The sequence below is a fragment of the Pseudonocardia sulfidoxydans NBRC 16205 genome (assembly GCF_007989085.1).
Lineage (GTDB): Bacteria > Actinomycetota > Actinomycetes > Mycobacteriales > Pseudonocardiaceae > Pseudonocardia > Pseudonocardia sulfidoxydans.
The window spans coordinates 124,462-143,979 of the sequence record NZ_BJVJ01000004.1; the positions used below are offsets into that span (position 1 = coordinate 124,462).

Annotated in this window: 16 protein-coding genes; 9 read left to right on the forward strand and 7 right to left on the reverse strand. The window is 73.5% G+C overall.

What is annotated here, in order from left to right; all coding sequences use genetic code 11:
• Positions 1 to 168 precede the first annotated feature (168 nt).
• Positions 169 to 882, forward strand: a complete 714-nt coding sequence (locus tag PSU4_RS32720; protein ID WP_147102516.1) for a DUF6319 family protein — start codon at positions 169 to 171, stop codon at positions 880 to 882.
• Here PSU4_RS32720 and PSU4_RS03680 read toward each other — a convergent pair.
• Positions 849 to 1,913, reverse strand: coding sequence for an FUSC family protein (locus PSU4_RS03680; RefSeq protein WP_147102517.1), 1,065 nt, complete (start codon positions 1,911 to 1,913; stop codon positions 849 to 851). The genes PSU4_RS32720 and PSU4_RS03680 overlap by 34 nt on opposite strands.
• 87 nt (positions 1,914 to 2,000) lie before the next feature.
• Positions 2,001 to 3,200, reverse strand: coding sequence for a GAF domain-containing protein (locus PSU4_RS03685; RefSeq protein ID WP_147102518.1), 1,200 nt, complete (start codon positions 3,198 to 3,200; stop codon positions 2,001 to 2,003).
• Between the two features lie 140 nt (positions 3,201 to 3,340).
• Between PSU4_RS03685 and PSU4_RS03690 the strand changes: the two genes are divergently transcribed.
• Positions 3,341 to 5,164, forward strand: coding sequence for a flavin-containing monooxygenase (locus PSU4_RS03690; protein ID WP_147102519.1), 1,824 nt, complete (start codon positions 3,341 to 3,343; stop codon positions 5,162 to 5,164).
• A gap of 60 nt (positions 5,165 to 5,224) precedes the next feature.
• Here the strand turns inward: PSU4_RS03690 and PSU4_RS03695 are convergent, their stop codons facing one another.
• A complete protein-coding gene (locus tag PSU4_RS03695) occupies positions 5,225 to 6,829 on the reverse strand; it encodes an AMP-binding protein (RefSeq protein WP_147102520.1) in 1,605 nt (534 codons plus the stop codon).
• A 107-nt stretch (positions 6,830 to 6,936) separates the two neighbouring features.
• Here PSU4_RS03695 and PSU4_RS03700 point away from each other — a divergent pair, with 107 nt between their 5' ends.
• The 3 genes from PSU4_RS03700 to PSU4_RS03710 are packed head-to-tail and all read left to right on the forward strand — an operon-like array spanning position 6,937 to position 9,604.
• Positions 6,937 to 7,866 carry a thiamine pyrophosphate-dependent dehydrogenase E1 component subunit alpha gene (locus tag PSU4_RS03700; RefSeq protein WP_147102521.1) on the forward strand — a complete coding sequence of 310 codons (930 nt, stop codon included), beginning with the start codon at positions 6,937 to 6,939 and terminating at the stop codon, positions 7,864 to 7,866.
• Positions 7,863 to 8,843, forward strand: a complete 981-nt coding sequence (locus PSU4_RS03705; protein WP_147102522.1) for an alpha-ketoacid dehydrogenase subunit beta — start codon at positions 7,863 to 7,865, stop codon at positions 8,841 to 8,843. The genes PSU4_RS03700 and PSU4_RS03705 overlap by 4 nt, the downstream gene beginning before the upstream one ends.
• Positions 8,840 to 9,604 carry an SDR family NAD(P)-dependent oxidoreductase gene (locus tag PSU4_RS03710; protein ID WP_186816724.1) on the forward strand — a complete coding sequence of 255 codons (765 nt, stop codon included), beginning with the start codon at positions 8,840 to 8,842 and terminating at the stop codon, positions 9,602 to 9,604. The genes PSU4_RS03705 and PSU4_RS03710 overlap by 4 nt, the downstream gene beginning before the upstream one ends.
• Positions 9,605 to 9,664: 60 nt before the next feature.
• Here PSU4_RS03710 and PSU4_RS03715 read toward each other — a convergent pair whose 3' ends face one another.
• From PSU4_RS03715 to PSU4_RS03725, 3 genes are all read right to left on the reverse strand, one after another.
• On the reverse strand, positions 9,665 to 12,430 hold the full coding sequence (locus PSU4_RS03715) for an FAD-binding and (Fe-S)-binding domain-containing protein (protein WP_147102524.1): 2,766 nt from the start codon (positions 12,428 to 12,430) through the stop codon (positions 9,665 to 9,667).
• Positions 12,431 to 12,518: 88 nt separating this feature from the next.
• Complete coding sequence (locus tag PSU4_RS31790; protein WP_222596156.1) at positions 12,519 to 12,971, reverse strand: hypothetical protein; 453 nt, start codon at positions 12,969 to 12,971, stop codon at positions 12,519 to 12,521.
• Positions 12,968 to 14,428 carry an MFS transporter gene (locus PSU4_RS03725; protein ID WP_147102525.1) on the reverse strand — a complete coding sequence of 487 codons (1,461 nt, stop codon included), beginning with the start codon at positions 14,426 to 14,428 and terminating at the stop codon, positions 12,968 to 12,970. The genes PSU4_RS31790 and PSU4_RS03725 overlap by 4 nt, the downstream gene beginning before the upstream one ends.
• Positions 14,429 to 14,501: 73 nt before the next feature.
• Between PSU4_RS03725 and PSU4_RS03730 the strand changes: the two genes are divergently transcribed.
• From PSU4_RS03730 to PSU4_RS03745, 4 genes are all read left to right on the forward strand, one after another.
• Positions 14,502 to 15,179: a TetR/AcrR family transcriptional regulator gene (locus tag PSU4_RS03730; protein ID WP_186816725.1), complete on the forward strand. Its 678-nt coding sequence runs from the start codon at positions 14,502 to 14,504 to the stop codon at positions 15,177 to 15,179.
• A 157-nt stretch (positions 15,180 to 15,336) separates the two neighbouring features.
• Positions 15,337 to 16,914 carry an alpha/beta hydrolase gene (locus PSU4_RS03735; RefSeq protein ID WP_147102526.1) on the forward strand — a complete coding sequence of 526 codons (1,578 nt, stop codon included), beginning with the start codon at positions 15,337 to 15,339 and terminating at the stop codon, positions 16,912 to 16,914.
• Between the two features lie 296 nt (positions 16,915 to 17,210).
• The gene (locus PSU4_RS31120; RefSeq protein WP_186816726.1) at positions 17,211 to 17,897 is read left to right on the forward strand and encodes a hypothetical protein; all 687 of its coding nucleotides are present in this window, start codon (positions 17,211 to 17,213) and stop codon (positions 17,895 to 17,897) included.
• A 3-nt stretch (positions 17,898 to 17,900) separates the two neighbouring features.
• Positions 17,901 to 18,299 (forward strand): Lsr2 dimerization domain-containing protein, encoded by a 399-nt coding sequence (locus PSU4_RS03745; RefSeq protein ID WP_147102527.1) that lies wholly within the window; start codon positions 17,901 to 17,903, stop codon positions 18,297 to 18,299.
• Between the two features lie 62 nt (positions 18,300 to 18,361).
• Here the strand turns inward: PSU4_RS03745 and PSU4_RS03750 are convergent, their stop codons facing one another.
• Positions 18,362 to 19,180 carry a PaaX family transcriptional regulator gene (locus tag PSU4_RS03750; RefSeq protein ID WP_147102528.1) on the reverse strand — a complete coding sequence of 273 codons (819 nt, stop codon included), beginning with the start codon at positions 19,178 to 19,180 and terminating at the stop codon, positions 18,362 to 18,364.
• Between the last annotated feature and the right edge of the window lie 338 nt (positions 19,181 to 19,518).

The following is a 19,518-nucleotide window of genomic DNA, read 5'->3' on the forward strand; positions in this document are numbered from 1 at the left end:
ACGTCCTGCCGCGGACACGCCGGGCCGATGGAGGTGTCCGTCGGCGTGGAGCCACCCGTGGTGTGAAACCCTGCGCGGGGGCGAGTTGTGGAGGCCGCAGAGGGGCTGTCCGGTGACGTCGTCGCGGGTGGAGTGAGGAGATGACGAGTGCCGGGACAGGGTTCCGCGTTGACCGAGCAGGACGTGGCGGCGCTGCGCGACGAGCTGGCCGCGGGCACGACCGTGACGGTCTGGTTCACCGCGGCCGCGGTCGGGGTACCGACCGGGGGGTCGGCCAAGATCGTCGCGGTCGGTGAGGTCCCGGAGGGCGACTTCATCCAGGTCCGGCCCGCGGGCTCGCGCGACACGATGTTCTGCTCGCCCAACGAGCTGACCCGCGCCCGGCCCGCCCGCAGGCCGGCGGCACCGCGGTCCCGGCTGAAGCCGGCCGAGAAGGAGAAGCCGGCTGAGACGCAGAAGCCGGCCGCGGAGGAACAGGCGCCCGCCCCCGAACCTCCCGCACCGCAGGGGGAGCCGCCCGCGGCGCCCGTGAAGAAGTCCCCGGCCCGTCCTCGCAAGCGCGCCGAGCGGTCGGGGCCGGTGACCGTCAGCCTGTCCTCCACCGTCGACGGCGACTGGGCGGTCGAGGTGCGGGTGGGCGCGAAGAGGGTCGTGGCCGCGACACCTCTCCCGGCCACCGTCGTCGCCGCCGTGTCCCGCTCTCTCCCGCCCGCGGTGGCGGAGGTGATGACGTCGGCGCTGGCGGAGGCCCGTCGCCGTCAGGAGGAACGGGTCGCGCAGCTGCGCGAGGAGCTCGATGCCGCCCAGCGCACCCTCGAGCAGCTCGGCGTCGACAGTTGCTCCGACGCTCATTCCTCCGGCTGCCCCAGCCCGACGAGGTAGCCGACCAGGGCCTGGGTGGCCTGGATCGTCGAGAGCAGGTGAAGGAGCTCGTCGCTGGTGTAGGTGACGGTTCCGCGTCGGGACCTCAGCTCGTCGAGCGCGGCCCTGAGCGCGGCCACCGCCTGTTCGGCCCGGCCGACGGCCTCAGCGAAGGCCGGGGCCTCCACGCGGTCGGCGTAGGTGCGTGTCGTCTGCTCGATCGCGTCGCCGACACCGAGCAGCTGGGGGGCGAGCAGCTCCGCCGCCCGATCCCCGGCCCCGCTCGTCGCGGCCCGCGACAGTGTGATCGTCTCGGCGACGAGCCGGGCGGCGACGTCGGTCTGGCGCTGCAGGGCTGCTCCGGCGCCCGGTTCGCGGGTCGCGTCCCTCAGCAGGGCAGCATGCGCCGCCGGTGCGTGTTCGATCGCGCGGACCTGCTCGTGGATCACGTCGACCGAGCCTGTTCCGGCGTACCCGGCGAGGGCGTCGCGGGCGAGGACACCCACGCTTGCCACGTCCGCCCGCAGCCGGCTGCGTAGGGCGCGCGACGCGCGCGACGGCCACACGAGTAGGCCCACGAGGACCGCGACGGCACTTCCGAGCGGGATGTTCAGCCCGCGCGACACCGCGACCACCAGCTCGTCGGTCGCCGGGTAGACGGTGAGGATCAGGGTGGTCGCCGCGCCGAGGCGCACTCCCGTCGTGATCCCGATCATCGGCAGGACGAGGACGGCGACGCCGACCACGACCGCACCGACCACGATCCCCTGCCCGAACAGGGTGAGGGCCGCGAGTCCCAGGGCGAGCCCGGCAACCGTCGCGCCCACCCGGGAGAGGGCGGAGCCGATGCTCCCACCGAGGTTGGGGTTCGACACGACGGCTGCCGAGATCCCGGCCCAGTAGGGATCCTCCAACCCGGCGAGCCGGGCGAGCCACACGGCGAGGCCGACGGCCAGCCCGGTCTTGAGTGCATGTTTGAGCAGCGGGATGGTCGGCAGCTGGACCCGCGCCCGGACCGCCGCCCCGGCGTGGGAGACCCGTGCCGTGCTCATGGCGTGATCATAGTTGCGGTCCGACAACACGCTGGGCAGTGCGCGGGCGAGGTCCGGTCCGGTGTGGAGCTGGGGGCTGGGCCGGGTTCAGCAGGACTGCAGGACGGTGATCTCGACCGACGGCGCGATCCGGTACGGCCGGCTCTCGACGATCCCGCCCAGCGTGCGACGCAGCCGCGACACCTCGGCGCGGACCGTGACGAGGTGCTGGTCGTCGCCGTGGAGGCGGCGGCTCAGCTCGGCCGCGCTGAGTCCGTCGGGGCCCGCGGCGTGCAGCAGCCGCAGGATCTCGGCGTGGCGCGCGGTCAGCGAGCTGCGCCAGTGCCGGTCGCCGCCGGAGACCTCGACGAAAGGTGTGGTCGAGAGGTCGAGGTCGACGACGATGCGGGTCGGGTGGCCCGTCGTCGGCCGCACCAGCCAGCCGCCCGCGACGCGTTCGGGCATGCACAGCCCGAGGCCCGCAACGGTGACGGGCCGGTTCTCCCGCGGGACGGCGATGCGCGCCTGCGCGGCCACCCCGGCGGTGTGGGCGACCCAGCCGTCGTCGTCGACGAGCAGCAGCGGGCCGTCGGCGGCGGCGAGCAGGGGCCCGGCGGAGGTCCGCAGCTGCTGCAACGCCGACTGGTGGTGGCTCCACAGCCGTGACTCCTGGAACCGCACGGCGGTCTGGACGAGCGCGACGATCGCGGGGTGCAGGGTCAGTGCGGGCCCGCTGACGTCGACGATCCCGATCAGCGCGCCGGTGCGCGGGTCGTGCATCGGCGCGGCGGTGCAGTACCAGGGATGCTGCTGCTGTTCGAAGTGCTCGCCGGAGAACAGCTGCACGGGCGCGGCCTCGGCCAGCGCGGTCCCGATCGCGTTGGTGCCCACACGTTGTTCCGTCCACTCCGCACCCTCGGCGAAGCCCAGACCGTCGGCCTTGGCCCGCACCCGGGCCGACCCCTCGCGCCACAGGATGATCCCGTCGGCGTCGGTCACGACCATCAGGAACTGCGACGCGTCGGCCACCGAGCAGACGATCTGGCGCAGGTCGTCGATCACCAGCGACAGCGGGGACTCGCGGCGGCGACGGTGCACGGCGTCGAGGGGGAGGGGGTCGCGCAGCGAGCGGCGACCGGCCGGGTCGAGCCCGTCGCCGAGGACGCGCTTCCACGACCTGGCGACGAGGTCACGCGGGCGCAGGGCCGACCGGCCGCCGCCGATGACCGCGTCGTGCATCCGGACCAGCTCGCGCGCGTAGCTCGGCAGGTCGGTGCCGGGCCGGATCGCGCTGAACTCCATGGACATGGCCTCCTCGACACCCCGGCGTGCCGTGAGGATAGGCGGCCGGGCCCGCCGCGGGCAGCCCGTGCAACCTCGTGCAACCCTTGTCGCCCGTCCCCGCCGCGTGTGGGCTTTGCCACAGGCGACACACGCGGAGGACGAGGATGACCCAGACCCTGGAACCGAGGACCGACGACGCGGTCGGCGACCCGCAGGCCCGCGCCGAGGCGTGGCTCGCCGACTTCGAGGCGGCACTGGCCGCCCGCGACGTCGAGCGCGCGGTCGGGATGTTCGCCGTCGACTGCTTCTGGCGCGACCTGGTGTCGTTCACCTGGAACATCACCACCGCCGAGCAGCGCGACGGCGTCGCCGACCTGCTGCGCGCCACGCTCGACACCACCGACCCGCGCGGGTTCCGCACGTCGGAGCCCGCGGAGGAGGACGGCGGTGTCGTCAGCGCATGGATCGAGTTCGAGACGGCGGTCGGTCGTGGCCGCGGGCACCTGCGGCTCGGGGACGAGGGCGCCTGGACCTTGCTGACGACGCTCTACGAGCTCAAGGGCCACGAGGAGCCGCGCGGGCGTCGTCGCCCCCGGGGTGCCGAACACGGCGCCAACCGCAACCGAGAGACGTGGACCGAGAAGATCGAGCGCGAGCGCGCGACGCTCGGCTACACCGAGCAGCCGTACGTGCTGATCGTCGGCGGCGGGCAGGGCGGCATCGCGCTCGGCGCCCGGCTGCGCCAGCTCGACGTGCCCGCGATCGTCATCGACAAGCGCAGCCGGCCCGGCGACCAGTGGCGCAGCCGTTACAAGTCGCTGTGCCTGCACGACCCGGTCTGGTACGACCACCTGCCCTACATCAAGTTCCCGGACAACTGGCCGGTCTTCGCGCCCAAGGACAAGGTCGCCGACTGGCTCGAGTCCTACACGAAGATGATGGAGCTGAACTACTGGGGCGACACCGAGGCCAAGAGCGCCCGCTACGACGAGGCCACCGGTGAGTGGGTCGTCGAGATCGAGCGCAACGGGCAGCCGCTGGTGTTGCGCCCCAAGCAGTTGGTGCTCGCGACCGGGATGTCGGGCAAGCCGAACGTGCCCGACTTCCCCGGCATGGACCGCTTCCGCGGCGACCAGCACCACTCCTCGGCCCACCCCGGTCCCGACGCGTACGCCGGCAAGCGCGCGGTCGTCGTCGGATCGAACAACTCGGCCTTCGACATCTGCGGTGCGCTCTGGGAGAAGGGCGCCGACGTCACGATGGTGCAGCGCTCGTCGACCCACATCGTGCGGTCGGACTCGCTGATGGAGATCGGCCTCGGCGCGCTGTACTCCGAGGAGGCGGTCGAGGCGGGGATGACGACGGAGAAGGCCGACCTGGTCTTCGCGTCGTTGCCGTACCGGATCATGCACGAGTTCCAGACCCCGCTCTACGCGCAGATGCGCGAGCGCGACGCCGACTTCTACGACCGCCTCGAACGAGCCGGGTTCCGCCACGACTGGGGCGACGACGGGTCGGGCCTGTTCATGAAGTACCTGCGCCGCGGGTCCGGCTACTACATCGACGTCGGCGCCGCCGACCTCGTCGCCAACGGGGACGTGAAGCTCGCCCATGGGCAGGTCGCCGAGCTCACCGAGGACGCCGTCGTCCTGGAGGACGGCACGACCCTGCCCGCCGACGTCGTCGTCTACGCAACCGGCTACGGCTCGATGAACGGCTGGGCAGCCGACCTCATCGACCAGGAGACCGCCGACCGCGTCGGCAAGGTCTGGGGGTTGGGCTCGGCGACCACCAAGGATCCCGGTCCGTGGGAGGGCGAGCAGCGCAACATGTGGAAGCCGACGCAGCAGGAGGCGCTGTGGTTCCACGGCGGGAACCTGCACCAGTCGCGGCACTACTCCCTCTACCTGGCGTTGCAGCTCAAGGCCCGCGCCGTCGGCATCCCGACCCCGGTGCACGGTCTGCAGGAGGTGCACCACCTCGGTTGAGCCGAGGGCAGGGCTTCGCCCCCTGTGAGCGGCGATAGTCGCTATAGCGACTATCGCCACTCACAGGGGTGTGGTGGGTACGCGGTCGGCGGCGGAGGTGCGGGTCGGCGCGTCGGGGGAGTCGGGGTGCTGCAGGGCGGCGCGGGCACGGTCGGCGAGGTCGAGTTTCGCGATCTTGTTCGTCGCCGTGCGGGGCAGGTCGGGGACGAGCACCAGGTACGACGGGACCATGAAGCGGGGCAGGACGTCGTGGGCGTGGGCCTCGACGTCGGCAGCGGACAGCGTCGCGCCCGGGCGGGGGACGACGAAGACGAACACCTCCTCCTCGGAGATGTGCGCCGGGACGGAGACGGCGGCGACCTCGGCGATGTCGGGGTGGCCCGCGAGCAGGTCCTCGACGACCGTCGCCGGGATGTTCTCGCCGCGCCGGCGGATGACGTCCTTGCGGCGGCCGCGGTAGTGCAACCAGCCGTCGGGGCCGATGTCGCCGAGGTCGCCGGTGTGGAACCAGAGGTTGCGCCAGGCCTCGACGGTCTCCTGCGGTTTGCCGAGGTAGCCCTGGAAGGTCGTGTACGGGTCGCGGGGGCGCAGGGTGATCTCGCCGGTCTCGCCCGCGGGCAGGGGGAGGTCGTCGTCGCCGACGATCCGCACCTGCGTCCAGGGCAGGACGGGGCCGGTGGCGCCGGGACGGTCGTAGCCCTGCCCGGGGCGGGTCATCGACGAGGGGAGCCATTCGGTCTGGGCGTAGCAGGTGGCGAAGTCGAGGCCGAACCGCTGGGAGAGCTCGACGGCGTCGGGCGGCAGCGGTGCGACGAACATGGTGCGGACGGAGTGGTCGCGTTCGGCGGGGCGCGGCGGCCGTGACTGCAGGATGCGGAGCATGCTGCCCATGGCGTTGACCTCGGTGGCGCCGAGGTCGGCGACGTCGTCCCAGAACGTCGTCGCGGAGAAGTGTGGCCCGAGGGCGAGCGAGGCGCCGCTGACCAGCGCCCCGGACAGCGAGTAGGCCGTCGCGTTGATGTGGAACAGCGGCAGGCAGGTGTAGAGGCGGTCGTCGGGGCCGAGGCCGAGGCGGTCGGTGAAGATGGCGCCGCAGGTGATCACCTGCGCGTGGGTCACGGCGGTCGCCTTGGGCATGCCGGTGCTGCCGGAGGTGTAGAGCACGACGACGGTGTCGGCGAACGACGCGGCGCCGGGGTCCAGCGGCGTGGGGTCGGCGGTGCCGAGCTCGCCGAGGTCGTCGGCGCCCTCGGGGAGCACGATGGCGGGCGGTCCGTCGGGGCCGGCGGCGGCGGTGAGCGCGGGCGCGCGCTCGCAGTCGACGACGCCGAGGACGCACCCGGAGTCGGCGACGAAGTAGCGCAGCACCTCGCCGGACGCGTCGGGGTTGAGCGCCACGGGGACCGCGCGCAGGTGGGCGAGGGCGAGCAGGAGCCAGACGTGTCGCGGGGACGTCGGCAGCATGATCGCGACGCGGGAGCCCTCGCCGATGCCGCGGGCGGTGAACGCGGCGGCGAGCGTCGCGACGATCCGTTGCGTCTCGGTGTGGGACCAGGACCGTTCCCTGGTGACGACGAACGGGCGTGCGGGGTCGAGCGCGGCGGAGCGGGCGAGCATGCGCGGCACGGTGCGCTCGGTCAGCGGGACGCCGGCGGGGTCGGTCACGGGTGCGCTCCTGTCGCCGTTGCCGTCGGAAGTCGGTTCAGGCTAGCGTACGAGTCGACCGACTGGTCGGTCGGTTTCGGAGCCCGGACAGCAGCGAGAGAGCGACGATGCCCGACGACGTGACGTCCCCACCGCCCGCGGACCTCTACCGGCAGCTGTTGCTGTGCAGACGATTCGAGGAGGTCGTCGCCGAGCAGTACCGCGAGGGCCGCGTCCCCGGACCACTGCATCTCGCGCTCGGCCAGGAGGCCACGGCCGTCGGTGTGTGCGCGGCGCTGCGCCGCACCGACGTCATCACCTCCACGCACCGCGGGCACCACCACTGCCTGGCAAAAGGTGCCGACGTCGACCGCATGATGGCCGAGCTCCTGGGTCGCCGCACCGGGTACTCGGCCGGGCGCAACGGGTCGATGCACATCGCCGACCCGGACGTCGGCCTGTTGGGCACCAACGGGATCGTCGGCGGCGGGCTGCCCATCGCCACAGGTGCCGCGTTCGGACTGCAGGTGCAAGGCCGCGACGACGTCGCCGTCTGCTTCTTCGGCGAGGGCGCGACCGCCACCGGCAACTTCGGCGAGGCCCTCAACCTCGCCGCGCTGTGGTCGCTGCCCGTCGTGTTCGTCTGCGAGAACAACCGCTTCGCCGAGCTCACCCCGTCGTCGACGCACGTCGCCGGGGAGGTGTGGCAGCGCGCCGAGGCCTACGGGTTCCCGGGGGTTCGGGTCGACGGCAGCGACGTCCACGCCGTCGCCGCCGCCTCCCACGAGGCCGTCGCCCGGGCCCGCGCCGGCGACGGACCGACCCTGCTCGAGGTCATGACCTACCGCCTGTCCGGCCACTACGTCGGCGACCCCGCGACGTACCGCGACGAGGCCGAGGCCCAGGCCTGGCGTGACCGCGACGCCGTCGCCCGCGCCCGCGCCGACATCGCCGAGTCCGACGCCACCGCGATCGACGACGAGATCTCGACGTTGCTCGCGACCGCCGTCGAGCGCGCCCTGGCCGCCCCCACCGCCGATCCGGAGGACCTCGGATGACGACGACCCGGCCCCTCAAGTTCTGGCAGGGCGTGAACCAGGCCCTGCACCAGGAGATGGAACGCGACGAGAAGGTCGTGCTCGTCGGCGAGGATGTCGGCGGACCGGGCGGGCCCTACGGCGTCACCCGCAACCTGCGCGCGACGTTCGGGCCGAACCGCGTGCGCGACACCCCGATCAGCGAGTCCACCATCGCCGGACTCGGCGTCGGCGCGGCGGCCGTGGGGCTGCGGCCCGTCGTCGAGCTGATGTTCTTCGACTTCTGCATGCTCGCGATGGACCAGATCGTGAACCAGGCGGCGAAGTACCGGTATTTCACCGGCCGGTCGCTGCCGTTCACGATCCGCACGATGAGCGGCTCCGGCGGCTCCTACGGCGCGCAGCACTGCCAGAGCTTCGAGGCCTGGTTCGCCGCCGTCCCGGGGCTGACCGTCGTCATGCCGTCGAACGCGCGCGACGCCAAGGGCCTGCTCAAGAGCGCCATCCGCAGCGACGACCCGACGCTGGTCATCGAGACGTTCGGCCTGCTCACCGCCCGCCGCGACACCCCCGTCGACGAGGACTTCCTCGTCCCGCTCGGCGTCGCCGAGACCCGCCGCACCGGCGACGACGTCACGGTCGTGGCCACCGGCCGGATGGTCGACAGGTCGCTGGAGGCCGCCGAACGCGCGGCCGCCGACGGCGTCTCCGCCGAGGTGATCGACCCGCGCACGATCGCCCCGCTCGACCGGGCGACGATCGTGGAGTCGGTGTCGCGCACCGGCCGGCTCGTCGTCGTCCAGGAGGCGCCGGGCCCGTTCAGCGTGGCCGCGGAGGTGTGCGCGCTCGCCGTCGAGGAGTGCTTCGACCGGCTGCGCGCCGCGCCGGTCCGGCTGTGCGCGGAGTTCGCCAACGTGCCGACGCCGCAGGAGCTCGTCGAGGCCCGGGTGCCGGGTGTCGACGCCATCCACGCCGCCCTGCTGACGGTGACCCGGTGACCGCGCAGGAGCTCGCCGCGCGGACCGCCGTCGTCACCGGGGGAGCGGGCGGGTTCGGCCGTGAGATCGCGCCGCTGCTGGCGTCGGCGGGGGCGAAGGTCGCGGTGTGGGACGTCGACGAGGCCGGGGCCTGCGAGGCCGCCGCCGAGATCGGTCCGACCGCGCTCGGTCTCGGGGTGGACGTCGCCGACCCGGCCGCCGTGACCGCCGCCGCGGCCCGCACCGCCGAGGCGCTCGGCGTCGTCGACGTGCTGGTCAACAACGCCGCGGTCGTCGACGCCGTGGACCCCTGGGACGTCACCGACGACAGCTGGACCCGCACCATGGCCGTCAACGCCGACGGCGCGTTCTGGTGCGTGCGCGCCGTGCTCCCCGGGATGCGGGCGCAGCGCTACGGCAAGATCGTCAACATCGGGTCGCTCGCCGCACAGTCGGGGCGGCCGGCGTCCAACCCGGCCTACGCGGCGTCGAAGGGCGCGATCCTCGGGCTCACGGTGTCGTTGGCGCGCAACCTCGGCGAGTACGGCATCTGCGTCAACGCCGTGAACCCCGGCTTCATCCGCACCGCGATCCACGACGCGTTCACCGACGACCAGATCGCGACGCTCACCGCCGACATCCCCCTGCGCCGCCACGGCGAGCGCGGGGCCCACGGCCACCCGCGTGACATCGCCGAGGCGGTCCTGTTCCTGGCCTCACCACGGTCGGACTACATCAGCGGCGAGTTCCTCAGCGTCAACGGGGCGTCGCGCACGGGGTGAGCGCGGCACCGTCGTCGGACAGGGCCCGGGGGTCGTGAGCGGCAATAGTCGCGATAGCGACTATTGCCGCTCACAGAGCAGTTGGGCCAGGTGCAGGGAGGGGCGGCCGCGGAGGTCGTCGAGCTGGGTTCGGCAGGAGAAGCCGTCGGCGAGCACGATCGCGTCGGGGTGCGCGTCGACGGCGGGGAGGAGGTTCTGACCGGCGATCGCGACGGAGACGTCGTAGTGCCCGCGGGTCATCCCGAAGTCCCCGGCCAGGCCGCAGCAGCCGGCGACGGTGTGGACGGTGGCGCCCGCGCGTTCGAGCAGGGCCTGGTCGGCGGCCCAGGTCATGATCGCCCGGTGGTGGCAGTGCGGCTGGGCGACGACCTCGGTGCCGCGCAGGTCCGGAGGTGACCACTGTGGATGGTCGGTCAGGAACTCGGCGAGCGTGACGGTGCGGGCGGCGACGGCGCGGGCGTCGTCGGTGCCGAGGAGGTCGACGGCGTCGCGGCGCAGGACGGCGGTGCACGACGGTTCGAGCCCGATGATCGGGATGCCGTCGTCGACGGCGCGGCGCAGGGTGGCGACGGTGCGGCCGAGGATGCGGCGCGCGGCGTCGAGCTGGCCGGTGGTGATCCAGGTCAGTCCACAGCAGACGCCGGCCCCGGTGGGCCGCGCCGCGACACCGGCACGTCGCAGCACGGAGACCGCCGCGTCGGCGACGTCCGGGGCGAAGGCGTCGGTGAAGCTGTCGACGAACAGCACCGCCGGAGTCCCGGCGGACGGCGAGAAAGGCCTGCGGCGGAACGGTGTCCGGGCGAACGGCGGCACCGACCGCCGCGGGTCGACGCCCGCGAGGCGCGCGGCGAGGCGGGTGCCCGCGAGCCTGTTCACGGGCCCGGCGACCCGGCCCGCGAGCCGCGCCCACTGCGGGAGCCGCCCGAGCGTGTAGTGCGTGAGCGGCCGGGGGCGGCGTCGGTAGGCGTGGTGGAGGACCTCGGCCTTGTAGGTGGGCATGTCGATGCCCGTCGGGCACTCGGAGGTGCAGCCCTTGCACGACAGGCACAGGTCGAGGGCGTCGTGCACCTCGGGCGCGCGCCAGTCGGTGCGCTCGCCGCGGACGAGCTCCTGCAGGACCCGGGCGCGGCCACGGGTGGAGTCCCGCTCCTCACGGGTGGCCACATAGGACGGACACATCACCCCACCGGTGCCCGAGTTGTCGGCCCGGCACTTGCCGACGCCGGTGCAGCGGTGCACGGCGGCGGCGAGGTCGCCGTGGTCGTGCGGGAGGGCGAACCCGCCGGGCCGCGCGACCGGGAACGTCCCGGCGACGCGGACGGCGGCGTCGACGGGATCGGGATCGACGAGGACGCCGGGGTTGAGCAGCCCGTCGGGATCGAAGGCGCCTTTGACCTGCGCGAACAGCTCCAGTGCCGCCGCGGGGTACATGGCGGGGAGCAGGGCGCTGCGGGCGCGGCCGTCGCCGTGCTCACCCGACAGGGTCCCGCCGTGGGAGGCGACGAGCGCGGCGGCGTCGGTGAGGAACGCGCGGAACCGGTCGGTGCCGCCGGGGCGGTCGAACGGGAAGTCGAGGCGCACGTGGACGCAGCCCTCGCCGAAGTGGCCGTAGGGGGCGCTGGTCAGACCGTGGGCGGCGACGAGCTCGTCGAACCCGGCCAGGTAGGCGCCCAGCGACGACGGCGGGACGGCGGCGTCCTCCCACCCCGCCCACCCGGGCCGCCCCGACGGCGCGACCCCGGCCAGACCCGCGCCGTCCTCCCGGATGCGCCACAACCGGGCGGCGACCGCGGGATCGTCGACGACCCGCGCGTCGACCCCGAGCCCCGCGGCGGCGAGGACAGCGGCCCGGTCGAGGACCTCGGCGTGGTCATCGCCCGCGAACTCGACGAACAGCCACGCCCCACCGCGCGGCAGGTCGGGAACCCGGTGCGGCCCATGGCGTTCGCGGACGACGTCGACGATCCGTGAGTCGAGCCCCTCGCACGAGCTCGGACCGTGCGTGACCACCTCGGGCCCGGCCGTCCCGGCGGCGACGATGTCGTCGAAACCGAGGACGACGAGCACGCGGTGCGCCCGGTCCTCGACGAGGCGCACCGTCGCCTCCGTGACGACCACGAGGGTGCCCTCGGAGCCGACGAGCGCCCGGGTGAGGTCGAACCGCTCGGGCAGCAGGTGCTGCACCGGGTAGCCGGAGACCTGGCGGTCGAACCGGTCGAACTCCGTGCGCGCGACGGCGAGGTGGTCCGCCATGACTGCGCGCAGCCGGGCGGAGAGCGCGTCGGTGCCCGTGGACGTCCGGAACCGGGTTCCGTCGGCGAGCAGCGCGTCGAGGTCGACGACGTTGTCCGAGGTCCGCCCGTACGCGAGGCTGCGTGACCCGCAGGAGTTGTTGCCGATCATCCCGCCGATCGTGCAGCGCGTGTGCGTCGACGGGTCGGGCCCGAACCGCAGGCCGACAGCGGTGGCCGCCTTCTGCAACGTCGCGTGCACCGTGCCGGGTTGGACGGTCGCGGTGCGGGCGTCGGCGTCGAGGGACAGGACGCGGTTCATGTGCCGGGAGAAGTCGACGACGACGCCCGGCCCGATCGCGTTGCCCGCCACCGACGTCCCGGCCCCGCGAGCGGTCAGCGGGGTCCCGGAGGCCCGGCAGACGGCGAGGACCGCCTCGACCTCTGCCGACTCCCGCGGGTGCACGACCGCGAGCGGCGGGATCCGGTACAGCGACGCGTCGGAGGAGTACCAGGCGCGGGTCCCGGCGTCGGCGGCCGTGGGGACCCCGGTGCGGCGCAGGGCCTCGACGACGTCGCCGTGCGTCGTCGACATCTGGTGACCTCCGGCGGAGGAAGGCGGGCGGGACGGCGCGCGGGAGGCGCGCCGAGCACGACACTAGGCGCGCGTCCCCCTCGTGTGCTCACCCGTGCCCGGTCCGCCGCCACAGCAGCACGACGACGGCGAGCCCGACGACGCTGGGTGCGAGCCCGACCCAGCCGAGCAGGGGTGGGAGGCCGGTGTCGCCGGAGGTGTCGCGGGTCAGCAGGCCGGCGAGCGCGACGGCGGTGCCGGCGACGAACAGCGTCGTCGCGACGCCGCGGGCCCACCCGCGGCCGGCCCGGAGCGCACGAGCGGTGCCGAGCCACCCGGCGACCCCGAGCACCCCGACGACCGTCAGGACCGCGAGCCACGTCCAGGTGGCCGTTCCGACCTCGGCCGGGCCGTAGGCCGGGTAGCCGGCGCCGATGTGGGTGCCGAGCACGTCACCTGTGAGGTGGTCGAGGTACGGGACGGTGGCCGCCGCGACGGTCACCGCCAGTCCGGTGAGCACGACCGGGCGGACGTGGTCGGCGCGGGTCGAGGTGAGGGTCATGCGGTGCTCCTTTCCGCCGGGCGTGCCGGCGACTGTGCGGGCCGCGGCCGGGCCGGTCGCGGCAGGACGACGAGTGCGACGACGACGGCGGCCCCCAGCAACGCGGCGCACAGCGTGAGGCCGAGCGCGTAGCCGTCGTTCAGCGCGGCCGGGGTCGTGAGGCCGTGGCTGCGGTCGTGCGCGGCGGTGCCGAGCGCGGCCAGGCCGAGCGACGCGCCGATCTGGCGTGAGCTCGAGAGCAGCCCCGACGCGGTACCCGCCTCGTGCGGCGCGACGCCGGCGGTCGCCAGGGAGACGACCGGCCCGAGGCACAGCCCGAACCCGATGCTCGCGACGATCGACGGCCCGAGGACGTCGGCGGCGAACGATCCGTCCGGATCGATCATGCCGAACCATGCGAACCCGACGGCTGTCAGCAGGCCGCCCGAGACGAGCAGCGTCCGCGGTGCGACGTGGTAGCCGAGGCGGATCGCGAGCACCGACCCGGCGACGACGCCGAGCGCGAACGGCAGGAACTGCACGCCGGTGAGTGCCGGCCCGACCCCCAGTACGCGTTGCAGGTACAGCGACGCGAAGTAGAACGCCGCCGCCATGGCCGCGCCGACCAGCAGGTTGTAGATGTTGGCTCCGGTGACGGCCCGGTTGCCGAACAGGCCGAGCCTGATCAACGGGTCGCGGCCGGTGGTGCGCTCGACGACGACGAACGCCGCGAGCAGCGTGACCGCGACGGCCAGCGTCGCGATCGTGACCGGGGACGACCACGGATACCGGTCCGTGCGTACGACGCCGAACACCAGCGTTGTCAGCCCTGCGGTGGCCAGTGCGGCGCCGAGGACGTCGGGACGGGCGCCGCGGGTGACCGGGACGTCGGTGGGGACGCTGCGACGTGCCAGGACCAGCGCGAGGGCGGCCATCGGCACGTTGACGAACAGCACGCCCCGCCACCCGGCGAACTGGGTGAGCACCCCGCCGGCGAGGACGCCGAGCGCGCCACCGGCGGCGTTGGTCGCGCTCCACACCCCGAACGCGCGGACCCGCGCACGACCTGCCGGGAACGTCGCACTCAGCAGGGCGAGTGCGGCCGGGGCGAGTGCGGCGGCGCCGATCCCCTGCGCCGCGCGGGCGGCGACGAGCTGTCCCGGGTCCTGTGCCAGCCCGCCGGCCAGGGAGGCCAGTCCGAACAGGACCAGTCCGGCGACCAGGATGCGGCGTCGTCCGAACCGGTCGGCGGCCTTGCCGCCCAGGAGGAGCAGGCCGCCGAAGGTGAGCGCGTAGGCGTGGATCACCCAGGTGATGCCGGTGGCGCCGAAGCCGAGCCCGGTGGCGATCTGCGGTAGTCCGACGTTCACGACCGACAGGTCCAGCGACACCATGAACTGCACGACCGCGACGGCGGCCAGGACGACCCCGGGTGCGTCACCGGGGCGGGTCGGGCCTCTTCGCAACTTATAGAACATGTTCCGAAAGTAGCACCGGCAGCCGCGGTGGTCCATCCGGTTGCGATCCGGCGACGCCCGCCATGATGAGGGCGTGCCCCGCTCCGACACCCCGCGCGGCCGCACCGGCCGGCCGCCGGTGACCTCGCGCGCACAGATCCTCGACGCCGCCCGGCTGCTCATCGACCGCGACGGCTGGGAGAAGCTCACGGTCCGCAGGCTCGCCACCGAGCTGGGCATCGGCACCACGACGCTCTACCACCACGTCCGGGACAAGGGAGACCTGCTGCTCCTGCTGCTCAACGAGTACGTCGCCGCGATCCCGCAGCAACCGCTGCCCACCGAGCCGCGCGACCGCGTCGTCGCCGCCGCTCTCGCGATCCACGACGCCCTCGCCGCCTGGCCGTGGGCCGCGGAGGTCCTCACCACCGACGGCTTCATCGGCCGTCTCGACGCCCCCTCGCTCGCCCTCGTCGAGGCCGTCCTCGACGGTGCCGTCGACCACGGCTGCACCCCCGACCAGGCCGTCGACGTGTTCCGCGGCATCTGGTACTTCACCGTCGGGGAGATCCTCGTCCGCGCCCACTCCACCGGCCGCCCCACCACCCTCCCCGCCCTGCGCGCGCCGTTCTTCGCCGCCCTCGACGCCGAGCGCACACCCCGGCTCGCCTCGGTCGCCGACCGCTGGGTCGAGCTCGCCGCGCGCGACGTCTTCCCCGAGACGCTGCGCGCCGTCGTCGACGGACTGCTCACGCAGGCCACGGCGGGGTGAGCCCTACCCGGACCGTCGGGTCGGCCCCCGGCGGTTCGGGTGCGTCCTCCCTCGAACGCGCCCGCCCCGGTCTCCATCCTCGATGCCGTGCGCCGCTCGCCGGCCCGTCCATCGGCGGGATCATCGCCGCCGCGGCCGACCGGGAGGACCGACCAGGATGACGATCTCACCACGCCGCGCGGCTCTGGCCGCGCTGGCAGCCGCCGCGAGCGTGGCGCTCGCGTCGTGCACGGTGTCGACCGCGGGGGTCGCCATGGCGGCGACGACCTCGGGAAACGCACCGCTCGACCTCGACCGCTACTACACCCAGCTGCTCGACTGGGGCCCGTGCGCGCCGTTCGCCGGCACCGACGCGGAACGGACCGCATTCGCCGCGCCCGGCCTCGACTGCGCGAGGCTCACCGTCCCGCTCGACTACTTCGAGCCCGACGGGCGCGTCGCGACCATCGCGGTCCTGCGCCACCGCACGACCGCGACGGCGCAGCGGGTCGGTTCGCTCGTCGTGAACCCCGGCGGGCCCGGCGGGTCCGGCATCGCCCTGGCCGCCCAGTTCGGCGCGGCGCAACAAGACGGCCCGTTCGACGTCGTCGGGTTCGACCCGCGCGGGGTCGGGGCCAGCACCCCGGCGATCGACTGCGTCACCGACCGCGAGATCGACGAGCAGCGCGCCGAGACCGACGTGGACACGTCACCGGCAGGCGTGGCACGCATCGAGGAGGAGAACAGACGCGCGGCAGCGCAGTGCGTCGAACGCTCCGGCGGAGCCGACGTCATCGCCCACTCCGGCACACGCGACGTCGCCCGGGACATGGACGTGCTGCGCGCCGCCCTCGGCGAGAGGAAGCTGACCTACCTCGGCTACTCCTACGGCACCCGGATCGGCTCCACCTACGCCGAGCTGTTCCCCGGCAACGTCCGCGCGATGGTGCTCGACGGTGCGATCGACCCGACACAGTCGACCGCCGACAGCGCCGTGGCGCAGATGCAAGGCTTCCAGAAGGCGTTCGAGGCCTACGCCGCGGACTGCGCGACCACGGACGGCTGCCCACTGGGCAGTGACCCGGCCGGTGCGACGGCCGCGTTCCAGGCGCTGGCCCGGCCGTTGATCGAGCACCCCGCGGCTGTGCGCGACAGTGACCGCACGCTGTCCTACAGCGACGCCGTCACGGCCGTCGTCGCCGCGCTCTACAACCCGGCGTCCTGGCCGACGCTGACCACCGGGCTCACCGAGCTGAAGGCCGGCGACGGCACCACGCTGATGACGCTCGCGGACGCCTACTTCGAACGCAGCGCGACCGGTGCCTACGGCAACTCGCAGGAGGCACTGATGGTGGTCAACTGTGCCGACGGGGGCACCCCCGACGACCCGGCGGCCACCGCCGAGACGGCGCGCCGGGTCAACGAGGTCGCGCCGTTCCAGGACTCCGGTATCAAGGTGCCCGCCATCCACAGCACCTGCTCGTACCTGCCGGTGGAGCCGGTCACACCGCACCTGCCGAAGGCCGACGGGCTCCCGCGGACGCTCGTGATCTCCACGACGGGCGACCCGTCGACGCCGTACCAGGCAGGCGTCGCACTGGCCGAGGCGCTGGACGCCCGGCTGCTGACGTTCGAGGGGACCCAGCACACCATCGCGCTGCAGGGCAACACGTGCGTCGACACGATCGTGGGGAACTACCTGATCGACCTGTCGCTCCCGCCCGCCGACCCGCGCTGCGGGCCCGGCACGAGCTGACACGATCCGTGTCCCCGGCCCGGACACCTCCGTCCGTGCCGGGGACGACGTCTGCGCGGGTCACGGCGTTGCGCCTCGGTGTGTCGCCCGTCGGGATGGCATGGTTCGATGGATCGCACCCGGCGGGTCCCGGAATCGTCCGGTCCGCGCCGATCCGATCGACCCGCAACCGGTTGGTCCGACGTGAGATGCGTCGGGTGGGCGGACAATGCGGGTCGTGGTGTGATCTGCTGTGCCACAGGGAAGGGTGGTCCTGCGGGATCACCCGCGAACACATACATCGAAGGAGGACACCAGTGGCCGACGACGCGACCGGATCGTCCGCCGTCCTGTCGATCCAGGGCGAGCAGCAGCAGGAGACGGGGCGGGTCCGCGCGTCCGACGAGGACGTCGACCTCTACGTCGACGGGGTCTCGGACGAGGTGCTGGCGTGCCGCGAGCGCGGGCGCCACCTGTTCCCGACGATCAGGCAGGCGGGGATCCACTTCAACGGTGTCGACCGTGACGGAATGCTCCTGCGTCGCCTGGTCTGCACCTGCTGCAACTTGGCGGTGAAGGTGGAGAAGTGGGAGGGCGTCCGCGCGGGCGGTCGCACCCGGTTCCGGCGCGTCGCGTCGAACCTCGAGTACCGCACCGGCAACGACGGCGAGGTCTACCTCGCGCCGAGCGGCCGCGGGCACATGACGCCGCGTCAGATCGGCGACTCCGTGGCGTCGAAGGCGCTCGCCGGGCAGACGCTCACCGCGCTGCGCAAGGCCGCCACCAAGGCGGCGGCCGAGGCGGCCGCGGAGAAGGCGGCGGCCGACAAGGCGGCGGGCGAGAAGGCCGCGACCAGGGCAGCGGCCCGCACGGCCGCGAAGCCCGCCGCGAAGCCCGCCGTGAAGGCCCCCGCGAAGGCCGCCGCGAAGACCCCCGCCAAGTCGGGCGCCGCTGCAGGCAAGGCGCGCACGACCCGCGCCCGCAGCGCGAAGGGAACCAGCTGATCCATGGGTATCCGGGAGATCCGCTACTGCGACATCAGCGGTACGGAGGACGAAGTCGAGACCCACGAGCTCAACATCGACCAGATGCACATCCGCATCGATCTCGCGGGACCCGAGTACCGGAAGCTGCTCGACCTGCTCGGGCCCTACCTCGAGGCGGGGACGATCGAGGCCTCGATCCCGGGCTACGGCGGCCGCCGCGCCGTCCACACCAGCACGGGCCTGACCGTCGAGGAGCGCGCACAGCTGCGCGAGTGGGCGGAGTCCAAGGGCATCGAGGTGCCGTCGAACAACCGCTTCAAGCGCACGCTGGTCGACCAGTGGCGTGAGGAGATCGAGGGCGGCGGCTCCGAGTCGTCGGGATCTCCGACGTTGTTCGAGGACGACGACTCCGAGGACTGACGCACGACAACCGGCCCCGGCCCCCGTCCACAGTGGCGGGACCGGGGCCGGTGCGCGTCCGCTCAGCTCGCCGCCGGGCGCGCGCCCTCGCCGAGCAGGGCGTCGACCCACGCCTCGGCGGGCGGGCGGAGCAGGCCGTGCGCCTCGAGGAACGTCTCGTGGGCGCGGCGGCCCGACCAGTCGGCGGGCAGCAGGTCGGGTGGGAGGTCGGGGTCGCGGAACGGGAAGTGCCGGTAGTCGTGCACCAGCCGCATCCGTTCGACGAGCGCGTCCGCCCCGGCCGGTGTGCCGGCGCGGTACCGCGGCAGCCGGGGCCGGTAGGTGTCGAGCAGGACGCGGTAGTCGCGGTCGAGCCCGTCGAGATCCCAGGCGCGGGCAGCGATGTCGCGGTCGGAGGCGTCGCCCGCCGACCGCGACCGGAACAGCTCCAACCGGACGGCCGGCTCGTCGGCGAACGTGGCGCGGACGTCGTCGAGACGCTCGTGCGGGCTCAGCCACACCGACGCCGACACCGGCCCGAACCCGAACCAGGCGAGCTTCTTGCGCAGCTGTTCCCGCAGCGCCCGCTCGGTCTCCGGAACCGAGTAGATGACCATGCGCCACTGGCCGTCCCACGGACCGGCGGCGCGGCGGAAGATGCGGTCGCGGCCCTCGTCGAGCAGCGCCCACGCCGAGTCGCTGAGCGCGTAGACGGTCTCGCGACCCTCGCGCCGGCTCGCCAGCCAGCCCTCCTTGCGCAGCCGGGCGACGACGACGCGCACCGTCGGCTCCGGGATGTCGAAGCAGCCCATCAGGGCGACGAGCGCACGCAGGCGCACCTCGCCGCCGCGATAGCGCAGGTAGTCGCCGAAGAGGTCGAACACCAGCGAGCGGGCCTTCACGACTCGGCAGGGTAGCCGCTCGGACGCGTTCCGAACAGCAGACGACCGTCATGTGTCTGTCGCGATCTCGGGCGAGCAGGGTCGGGATGTGCCGCGGCTCCGCCGACGACGTCCAGGTCGCCTCGTCGGTGAGGGTGAGGGCGGTGGTGCGGGCGAACCGTCCGGGCTTCGAATGTGCGCCGCTCGGGTGACCCCCGTCATGACAGTAGGGTCGTCGTGCTGCATCCGTACATCGGCCGTCAACGATGTGGCACGTGTCCCGCCGCGAGTAAGGGTAACGAAGCATGGACGGCCGTTGCCTGTGCGTCGTACATTCGGGTCGTTCCGCCACGGTGCTG